Below are 9,134 nucleotides of genomic sequence, written 5' to 3'. Positions count from 1 at the left end.
ATACTCCCCTACTCCCCTACTCCCCTACTCCCCTCTAACCAATCTTGTTCGGGATCCTGGCCTCTATCCTGCTGAAGGCGAAGACCAGAATGCCGGTTATCGTCATGTAGATCAGCGCCAGCAGCAGCAAGGGCTCGTAGGTGAGGTAGGTGTCCTGCCGTACTTTGGACGAAACGGCGAAGATGTCGATGACGCTGATCGTTGCCACCAGCGGCGTCGACTTCAATTGCAGCACGGTCTCGCCGGTCAGCGTCGGCAGCGCCCGGTAGATGGCTTGCGGCAGCCAGATCCGCCGGAACGCCTTCCAGCGGCTCATGCCGAAGGCGCGGGCGGCTTCGAGTTGCCCCTTGGGCACGCCGGCGAAGGCGCCGCGCATCACCTCGCCCTCATAACCGGCGAACGACAGGGTCAGCGCCAGCACGCCATAGGGCCAGGCTTGCCGCAGATATGGCCACATCCAGGATTCGCGGATCCACGGATATTGCGGGAACAGCGAACCCAGGCCGTAATAGAGCAGCCAGAGCTGGATCAGCAGCGGCGTGCCCCGGATCACCGTGCAGAACACCTTGGCGGGTGCGGCGAACCAGAACGAGCCGGCAGCCTGCGCCAGGCCAAGCGGGACGGCCAGCAGGAAGCCCAGCACGCAGGTGACGGCCAGGATCCACAGCGAGCGCCAGAGGCCGATCAAGCCCATTTCATAATATTGCGGCAGCCAGTCCCAGCGCATGAAAAAGGCGGCCGACAGAACAAGGCCCAGTGCGATCAGGATCAGCACGATGCGGTGCGGCTGCAGCCACAGCGACGTTCGCGCGGCGACGTCGATGATGGTCGCCTCGTTGGCCATCAGCGCGCCTCCTTGAGCGAAGGCATGCCGCGCCGCGACCAGGTCTCGACCCGGCCGATAACGAGGTTGGAAAACAGCGACAAAAGCAGATAGAGCACGCCCGCCGCGAAAAAGAAGGTGAAATAGGCCTTGGTGACGCCCGCTGCCTGCCGCGTTGCCAGCGCCAGCTCGTAGAAGCCGACAACAGCCAATAGCGCGGTGTCCTTGGTGGCGATCAGCCAGAGATTGGCGAGGCCCGGAATAGCGAAGGGCAGCATTGACGGCAAGGTGATGCGCCGCAACATCAGGCCCGGAGACATTCCATAGGCGCGGGCGGCTTCGATCTGGCCCTGCGGAATGGCCAGGATCGCGCCGCGTATCACCTCTGTCGAATAGGCGCCCTGGACGAAGCCGAGCACGGCGATGCCGGCGGCAAGGCCGCTCACGTCGACGCGCTGATAACCCATGGCCGTCAGCGCCTGATTGATCAGGTCGGTGCCGGCGTAATAGAGCAGCAGGATCAGCACCAGTTCGGGCACGGCGCGCACGATGGTGGTGTAAACCGCCAGGAGATCGCGCACCACCGGCCCGCCATAAAGCTTGCCATAGGCGCCGCCGGTGCCGATCAGAAGGCCGAGGCACGTGGCGCCCAGCGCGATCTCGATCGAATGCAGCAGCCCAACCAGAAGCGCCCCGCCCCAGCCTGGCGGGTAGGGCGAGAGAAGCTCGGTGATGCCGGCCGCGGAGGCCGAAAGAAGTGCGTCGATCAGCGTCGCCCCCGAAGTGCTGACTAACCGCCGACGGCTGCGTCGGCGGCAAACATGCCTGGGAAAGATCGAGCAGGTGGGGCATGGCGCGACGCCACACCCCACAGCTCATACGAGGATCGTCAGTTCGACTGCGCGCCGCCGCCGCCGTAAATGTCGAAATCGAAGTATTTCTTCGAGATCTCGTCATATTTGCCGTTGGCGCGGATCGCCTTGATGCCGGCGTTGATTTTGCCCTTCAGGTCGGTGTCTTCCTTGCGCACGCCGGCGCCGACGCCCGGTCCGAGCACTTCGTCATCGGGAGCGACCATGCCCTTCAGGTCGCAGCAGGCTTTGCCCTGGTCGGATTTGAGGAATTCGCCAAGCGCGATGGAATCGGCCTGCACCGCGTCGAGACGGCCGGCGGCCAGATCGTTGTTGGCCTCGTCCTGGGTCTGGTATTCCTTGATCTCGGAGGCTGTGCTGCCAAAGTGCTTCTTGGCGTAGACAGCGTGCACCGTCGACACTTGCACGCCGACGATCTTGCCCTTGAGGTCGTCCGGAGCGGAGCCGAATTTCTGGTCCTTCGGGCCGATGATCGCGGTCGGCGTGTTATAGTACTTGTCCGAGAAATCGATCGTCTTCGCGCGTTCGGCGGTGATCGACATCGAGGAGACGATGAGGTCGATCTTCTTGGTCGTCAGAGCCGGGATGATGCCGTCCCAGGCAACCGGGGTGATGACGCAATCGAGCTTCTCCTCGGCGCAGACGGCGTCGATGAAGTCGATCTCCCAGCCGATCCATTTGCCCGAAGCATCGGGCGAGGTGAAGGGCGGATAAGGCTCGGCGGCGACGCCGATCTTGACCGGATCGGCCTTGGCCACGCCCATGGCGGCGACGCCGAGCAGCAGCGCTGCGGCAAATGTCTTCAGAACGGTCTTCATTTCATGACTCCCAGTTTGTTGTTGGTTCCCGGTTTTCTTCCGTCCCGGCTTGCCTAGCCGATGTTGCGGATGAACTGCTTCAGCCTTTCGGATTTCGGTGCGCCGAAGATCTGCTCCGGCGGCCCTTCTTCCTCGACCAGCCCGTTGTAGAGGTAGACGACATGGGTCGCGACCTCGCGGGCGAACTTCATCTCGTGGGTGACCAGCACCATGGTGCGGCCTTCGCGCGCCAGGTCGCCGATCACCTTCAGCACCTCGCCGACCAGTTCGGGATCGAGCGCGGAGGTGGGCTCGTCGAACAGCATGACGCGCGGATTGATGGCCAGCGCCCGGGCGATCGCGGCGCGCTGCTGCTGGCCGCCCGACAGATAGGCCGGATAGACGTCGCGCTTTTCAGCCAGACCGACACGGGCGAGCAGCCTCTCGGCCTCGCCGATCGCCACATCGCGCTTGACGCCAAGCACATGCACCGGAACCTCGATGACGTTTTCGATCAGCGTCATGTGGCTCCACAGGTTGAAGTTTTGGAACACCATGCCGAGCTTGGAGCGGATGCGCTCGATCTGCTTGCGGTCGGCCGGAATGGTGTGGCCGTGGCTGTCGGCCTTGAGTTTGATCTCCTCGCCATTGACGCGAATGATGCCGCTGGTCGGGTTTTCCAGGCAGTTGATGCAGCGCAGCAGGGTCGACTTGCCGGACCCCGAGCCGCCGATGATGGCGATGACCTCGCCGTCGCGCGCTGACAGCGAGACGCCCTTCAGCACATGCAGCTCACCGAACTTCTTGTGCAGGTTCTCGACATGGATGGCTTCGGCGGCGCCGTCCTGCGCCTTGCCGGATCGGACTGCGGCAGCTTCCACCACGCTCACCGGGTGACCTCTATCGGGTCGGCTGCGGTTCGTCGAACGTGTATCCGGCTAATCAACATATACGCTGTACTGCCCCGCTCCAGACTTCAGCATGGACCCAACGGCGAGAGCCCGTCAATCCTGCTTATTACGGCACTTGCGAGCTTGTTGTGCAAGTGTATAAATAGCCTTCCATGAAATTTTCTCGATTTTTTTCAGCGAAAAAGGACTTCGATGAGCGCTTTCGGATCACAGTCCATGGCGGCGCCGCTGCGCCGCGTGCTGATGCGGTCGGCGGCCAACGCCATGCGCAATGCCGACAGGGTTGCCTGGCACTATGGCCCGGGATTCAATCCGGCGAAAGCGGCATCGCAGCACGCGCTCCTTGCTGAACTGGTGGCGGCTTCCGGTGCCGAAATCGAATGGATCGAGGACACGGCGGATGGACTTTCGGACTCGGTGTTCACGCACGACCCGTCGCTGATGACCGATCGCGGCGCGCTGATTCTGTCCATGGGCAAGCCGTTGCGCGCCAGGGAGCCCTCGCTGCATGAGGAAACCTACCGAAGGCTGGGCATTCCAATCCTGGGCCGCGTCGAGGTTCCTGGCCAGGTCGAAGGCGGTGATTGCGTATGGCTCGATGCCCGTACGCTGGTGATCGGGCGCGGTGTCCGCTCCAACCAGGAAGGCATCCAGCAGGTTTCCAACCTGCTGACGCCGCTGGGCGTTTCCGTCTACGGCTTTGATCTTCCGCTGTGGCAAGGCGAAGAAGCGTGCCTGCATCTGATGTCGGTGATCAGCCCGCTGGCCGACGACCTCGCACTGGTCCATTCACCGCTTTTGCCGGCCCCATTCTATCAGATGCTGAAGGCGCGTAACATCCGGCTGGTCGAAGGCGACGCCGAAGAGTTCGCGGCTTCCAACGGCCTTAGCCTGAACGTGCTGCCGACCAGCCCACACAAGATCATTGCCGTCGCGGGCTTTCCAAAGACCAAAGCCGCGATGGAAGCCGCCGGCTGCACGGTCGAAATCTTCGAGGCGGATGCGCTCTGCATCGCCTGCGAGGGCGGGCCGACATGCCTGACGCGACCGATCCTGCGCCAATGAATATGCCATCCCGCCGCAGGTTCCGTCGCGAGGGCGAGGAGCGGCGGCGGCAGGATCTGATCGAGGCCACTCTGGACAGCGTGGCGGAACATGGCCTGCAGGGCGCCACCTTGCGCACCATCGCATTGCGTGCCGGCGTCACCGCCGGGCTGATCCGGCACTATTTTCCCGGCAAGGAAGAATTGCTGCAGGAAGCCTATGCAGCGCTGATGGGCCGCATGACCGAGCAGGCGAAAGCGGCTTTGGTCATGGAGAATGCCTCGCCTCGCCAGCGCCTTGCGGCTTTCGTCACCGCCAACCTCAATGCGCCGATTATCGACGCGCGGGTGTTTTCGCTCTGGGCAACCTTCATCGGCCGCGCCAGAGCGGATCCGACCTTGGCCCACGCCCACCGCGAAGGCTACCTTGGTTTTCGCAATGAGGTGGAAGCGGTTGTGGCCGAGGTGCTCGCCGCCGAACGGCGCAAATCGGACGCAAGCCAATTGCGCCACCATGCCATCGCGATTAATGCGATCATCGACGGACTCTGGATCGAAGGCTGCCTGGCCGGCGAGATGTTCTCGCCCGGCGAATTGGCGGCGATCGGCATCAAGGCCGTCGAGGCCGAACTAGGCCTCGCGCCGGAAGGGGAGGAAAACCAATGACGACACTCGGCGAAGCGCTCATTTCGCTGCTCGAAGCCCATGGCGTCGACACGGTCTTCGGGATTCCCGGCGTCCACACGGTAGAACTCTACCGCGGGCTAGCGCGCTCCAAGATCCGCCACGTCACACCGCGTCACGAACAGGGCGCCGGCTTCATGGCCGATGGCTACGCACGCGCCAGCGGCAGACCGGGCGTCGCCTTCGTCATCACCGGACCGGGGCTGACCAACACCATCACCGCCATGGGGCAGGCACGCGCCGATTCGGTGCCGATGCTGGTGATCTCAGGCGTCAACGCCACGCCGACGCTGGGCAAGGGGCTGGGCCATCTGCACGAATTGCCGGATCAGCGCGGCATGATGGAGAAGGTGGCGCTGTTTTCGCAGCGCGTTACCGAGGCTGGCGAATTGCCCGGCGCGCTGGCGCAGGCCTTCGCCCTGTTTTCATCGGCCCGGCCCGGCCCGGTACATATCGAGATCCCGACCGACGTCATGGTCAAGCCGGCGGATGGCATCGCTGCCATGCTGAGCAATGTGACGCCGCCCGTGCCGGAAGGTGTCGCAATTGCCAACGCGGCCAAACTCATCAGTGCAGCGCGCCGCCCGCTGATCCTGGTCGGCGGCGGCGCCAAACGCGCCGAAGCGCCACTGCGGCGTCTGGCCGAACGGCTGGGGGCGCCGGTCGTCCAGACCACCAATGCGCGCGGCCTGCTGCATGGTCATCCGCTTTGCGTGCCGGCCAGTCCCAGCCTGAAGACAGTACGGGCGCTGATGGCCGACGCCGACCTGGTCATTGCCGCCGGCACCGAATTCGGCCCGACCGACTATGACGGCTACAGCGATGGCGGCTTCGTCCTGCCCGCCAACCTGATCCGCATCGATATCGGCGCGGACCAGCTTGCCCGCCGCCCGGCGACGGTTTCGATCCTGGCCGATTGCGCCGAGGCGCTCGAAGCACTGCTTCTGGAAACCCGCCATGTCCGGGCAAGCGAGGGCGGTTCGTCGCGCGCCGCTACTACACGCAAAGCAGCCTTTGCCGAGCTCAATCCGACACTGCAGGGGCAGGTGCGCGCCGTCGAGATGATCCGCGACGCTTTGCCGGGCGCGCTCATCGTCGGCGATTCGACGCAGCCGATCTATGCGGCCAACCTCTATTACGACCATGATCGGCCAGGCGGTTGGTTCAATGCCGCCACCGGCTTCGGCGCGCTTGGCTACGGCCCGCCGGCCGCAATTGGCGCGGCCCTTGCGATACCCGATGCGCCGGTCGTCTGCCTCACGGGTGACGGCGGCTTCCAGTTCACGCTGCCGGAACTGGGCGCCGCGCTCGACGCGCGGGTACCGGTCATCTTCGTCGTCTGGAACAACAGAGGCTACCGCGAGATCGAAACCTCGATGCTCGATGTCGGCGTCGAGCCGGTCGGCGTATCGCCGGCGCCGCCGGATTTCTGCAAGCTGGCCGAGGCCTATGGCATCGGCGCCGAACGGCTTGCCGATATCGATGCTCTCGCGGACGCGCTGAAGCGCGCCCGGGCCACCGGACTGCCGCGCGTCATCGAAATCACAGTTGACTGAAGCGCGGGTTTCCCGTTTTGGCGGACCACGGCTGAAGTGTCGGACGCATGCAAAGACGCGACAACTGCCATGTCGAGATGTCAATTGAGTGATGGCGCAAAAGGCGCGACGCTTCGCGTCGGCGGCACAGAAACGACCTAACGATAAAAAAATGACAGGAGCGTCCAAGATGACGGAAACACTTGAAGGCAAGCATATCGTCGTGACTGGTGGGACCGGTGCGCTCGGCGGTGCGGTTGTCGGCAAACTGCTGAGCGACGGCGCGATCTGCCATGTGCCCAATGCTCATGCCGCCGCCCCTACGCATTTCCCCTTTACCTCGCATGACCGTGTCCAGCTGGTGCACAACGTCGATCTCTCGGACCCCGCGAAGGTCGAAGCGTTCTATAGCCAGGTTCCGGGCCTTTGGGGCTCGATCCATCTGGCTGGCGGCTTCACCTCGGCGCCTGTTGAAAAGATCGAGTCGGCGTCCTTTGCCGAGATGATGGACACCAATGCGCGCACCGCCTTCCTGTGCTGCCGCGCCGCGATCCGCTCGATGCTGTCGTCGGACACGGCGGGCCGCATCGTCAACGTCACCGCGCGCGCCGGGCTCGATCCGCGGCGCGGCGCCGGCATGGTCGCTTACGCCGCCAGCAAGGCGGCGGTGGCAGCCATGACGGTGGCGATGGCCGAAGAGCTGAAGCACAAGGGCATCCTGGTCAATGCCGTGGCGCCGTCGACGCTAGATACGCCGGCAAACCGCGCCGATATGCCGGATGCCGATGTCACAAGATGGGTCAGCCTCGAAGCCGCCGCCGAGGCCATCGCCTATCTCGCCTCGCCGGCCAATCAGGCGATGAGCGGCACGCTGGTGCCGCTTTACGGCAGGGCGTAACTTTCCAACCTTTACCTAGGTCAAAGAAAAACCCCGCCGGATCGCTCCGGCGGGGTTTTGTTTTGGAGCCTGTGCGAAGGCTTCGCGGTGCGAAGACTTAGCTGCCCTGCTTCTTCAGCGCGGCACCCAGGATGTCGCCCAGCGAAGCGCCGGAGTCGGTCGAGCCGTACTGAGCGACCGCTTCCTTCTCTTCGGCGATTTCCAGCGCCTTGATCGAGACCTGCAGCTTGCGGGTCTTCTTGTCGAAGGCGATGACGCGGGCATCGACCTTCTGGCCGACGGTGAAGCGCTCGGGGCGCTGCTCGTCGCGGTCACGGCTCAGGTCGGAGCGCTTGATGAAGGTTTCGATGCCGCTGTCGACCAGCCGCACTTCCAGACCGCCATCCTTGACGCCGATGACTTCGCAGGTGACGACCGCGTTCTTGCGCAGTTCGCCTGAAGTCGCCGCTTCGCCGACCGTATCCTTGGCCAGCTGCTTGATGCCGAGCGAGATGCGCTCCTTGTCGATGTCGACGTCGAGCACCTGCGCCTTGACCATGTCGCCGCGATTATACTCTTCGATGACCTGCTCGCCCGGACGGGTCCAGTCGAGGTCGGAAAGGTGCACCATGCCGTCCACGTCGCCTTCGAGGCCGATGAACAGGCCGAACTCGGTCTTGTTCTTGACCTCGCCCTCGACCTGGCTGCCGACCGGATGGCTAGAGGCGAAAGCCTGCCACGGATTCTCGAGCGTCTGCTTGAGGCCGAGCGAGATGCGGCGCTTGGCCGGATCGACTTCGAGCACCACCACGTCGACTTCCTGGGTCGTTGACAGGATCTTGCCTGGATGCACGTTCTTCTTCGTCCACGACATTTCCGAAACGTGGATGAGACCCTCGATGCCCGGCTCCAGCTCGACGAACGCGCCGTAGTCGGTGATGTTGGTGACGGTGCCCTTGATCTTCTTGCCGATCGGGAACTTGGTGCCGATCTCGGACCACGGATCGCTCTCGAGCTGCTTCATGCCGAGCGAGATACGGTGGGTTTCCTGGTTGATGCGGATGATCTGCACCTTGACCGTCTGACCGATGTTGAGGATTTCGGTCGGATGGTTGACGCGGCGCCATGCCATGTCGGTGACATGCAGCAGGCCGTCGATGCCGCCGAGGTCGACGAACGCACCGTAATCGGTGATGTTCTTGACGACGCCTTCGACAACCTGGCCTTCTTCGAGGTTCTGCACGATTTCCGAACGCTGTTCGGCGCGGCTCTCTTCGAGCACGGTACGGCGAGACACCACGATGTTGCCGCGGCGGCGATCCATCTTGAGGATCTCGAAGGGCTGCGGGTTGTGCATCAGCGGGGAGACGTCGCGGATCGGGCGGATATCGACCTGGCTGCGCGGCAGGAAGGCCACGGCGCCGTCGAGGTCGACCGTGAAGCCGCCCTTGACCTGGTTGAAGATAACGCCTTCGACGCGCTCACCCTTGGTGAACTTCTCTTCGAGGCGGACCCAGCTCTCTTCGCGACGGGCCTTCTCACGGGAAAGCATTGCTTCGCCAAGCGCGTTTTCAATGCGCTCGACATAGACT

The 9,134-nt window shown here is 63.7% G+C and carries 9 protein-coding genes; 4 read left to right on the top strand and 5 right to left on the bottom strand.

Annotated features, from left to right (window positions below; translation table 11 throughout):
• Positions 1-34 precede the first annotated feature (34 nt).
• The 4 genes from EN990_RS24860 to EN990_RS24845 form a co-directional block, all read right to left on the bottom strand.
• Entirely contained in the window at positions 35-844 is an 810-nt protein-coding gene (locus EN990_RS24860; protein WP_063171052.1) for an ABC transporter permease, read from the bottom strand.
• Complete coding sequence (locus tag EN990_RS24855) at positions 844-1,557, bottom strand: ABC transporter permease (protein ID WP_196815384.1); 714 nt, start codon at positions 1,555-1,557, stop codon at positions 844-846. Before EN990_RS24855 ends, EN990_RS24860 begins: the two co-directional genes overlap by 1 nt.
• A gap of 155 nt (positions 1,558-1,712) precedes the next feature.
• Positions 1,713-2,513: a transporter substrate-binding domain-containing protein gene (locus tag EN990_RS24850; RefSeq protein ID WP_063169843.1), complete on the bottom strand. Its 801-nt coding sequence runs from the start codon at positions 2,511-2,513 to the stop codon at positions 1,713-1,715.
• Between the two features lie 53 nt (positions 2,514-2,566).
• A complete protein-coding gene (locus tag EN990_RS24845; protein WP_063169844.1) occupies positions 2,567-3,382 on the bottom strand; it encodes an ABC transporter ATP-binding protein in 816 nt (271 codons plus the stop codon).
• Positions 3,383-3,595: 213 nt separating this feature from the next.
• Here EN990_RS24845 and EN990_RS24840 point away from each other — a divergent pair, with 213 nt between their 5' ends.
• The 4 genes from EN990_RS24840 (at position 3,596) to EN990_RS24825 (ending at position 7,563) form a co-directional block, all read left to right on the top strand.
• Positions 3,596-4,468 (top strand): dimethylarginine dimethylaminohydrolase family protein, encoded by an 873-nt coding sequence (locus EN990_RS24840; protein WP_063171053.1) that lies wholly within the window; start codon positions 3,596-3,598, stop codon positions 4,466-4,468.
• Positions 4,465-5,112 carry a TetR family transcriptional regulator C-terminal domain-containing protein gene (locus tag EN990_RS24835; RefSeq protein WP_032809890.1) on the top strand — a complete coding sequence of 216 codons (648 nt, stop codon included), beginning with the start codon at positions 4,465-4,467 and terminating at the stop codon, positions 5,110-5,112. The genes EN990_RS24840 and EN990_RS24835 overlap by 4 nt, the downstream gene beginning before the upstream one ends.
• Positions 5,109-6,686: a 5-guanidino-2-oxopentanoate decarboxylase gene (locus EN990_RS24830; RefSeq protein ID WP_127369269.1), complete on the top strand. Its 1,578-nt coding sequence runs from the start codon at positions 5,109-5,111 to the stop codon at positions 6,684-6,686. The genes EN990_RS24835 and EN990_RS24830 overlap by 4 nt, the downstream gene beginning before the upstream one ends.
• Before the next feature lie 169 nt (positions 6,687-6,855).
• On the top strand, positions 6,856-7,563 hold the full coding sequence (locus tag EN990_RS24825; RefSeq protein WP_063171055.1) for an SDR family NAD(P)-dependent oxidoreductase: 708 nt from the start codon (positions 6,856-6,858) through the stop codon (positions 7,561-7,563).
• A 97-nt stretch (positions 7,564-7,660) separates the two neighbouring features.
• Here EN990_RS24825 and rpsA read toward each other — a convergent pair.
• Positions 7,661-9,134, bottom strand: a 1,474-nt coding sequence (gene rpsA, locus EN990_RS24820) for a 30S ribosomal protein S1 (protein WP_245469207.1), incomplete at its 5' end; no start/stop codon positions are given.

Source organism: Mesorhizobium sp. M7A.F.Ca.US.005.03.1.1 (genome assembly GCF_003997975.1).
Lineage (GTDB): Bacteria > Pseudomonadota > Alphaproteobacteria > Rhizobiales > Rhizobiaceae > Mesorhizobium > Mesorhizobium ciceri.
Note: the sequence above shows the minus strand (reverse complement) of the source record. Positions and strands in the feature narration are given on the sequence as shown.

Coding starts and splice junctions, on each gene's coding strand:
- EN990_RS24860 (WP_063171052.1), bottom strand. CDS start 844: ATGGCCAACGAGGCGACCATCATCGACGTCGCCGCGCGAACGTCGCTG.
- EN990_RS24850 (WP_063169843.1), bottom strand. CDS start 2,513: ATGAAGACCGTTCTGAAGACATTTGCCGCAGCGCTGCTGCTCGGCGTC.
- EN990_RS24840 (WP_063171053.1), top strand. CDS start 3,596: ATGAGCGCTTTCGGATCACAGTCCATGGCGGCGCCGCTGCGCCGCGTG.
- EN990_RS24835 (WP_032809890.1), top strand. CDS start 4,465: ATGAATATGCCATCCCGCCGCAGGTTCCGTCGCGAGGGCGAGGAGCGG.
- EN990_RS24830 (WP_127369269.1), top strand. CDS start 5,109: ATGACGACACTCGGCGAAGCGCTCATTTCGCTGCTCGAAGCCCATGGC.
- EN990_RS24825 (WP_063171055.1), top strand. CDS start 6,856: ATGACGGAAACACTTGAAGGCAAGCATATCGTCGTGACTGGTGGGACC.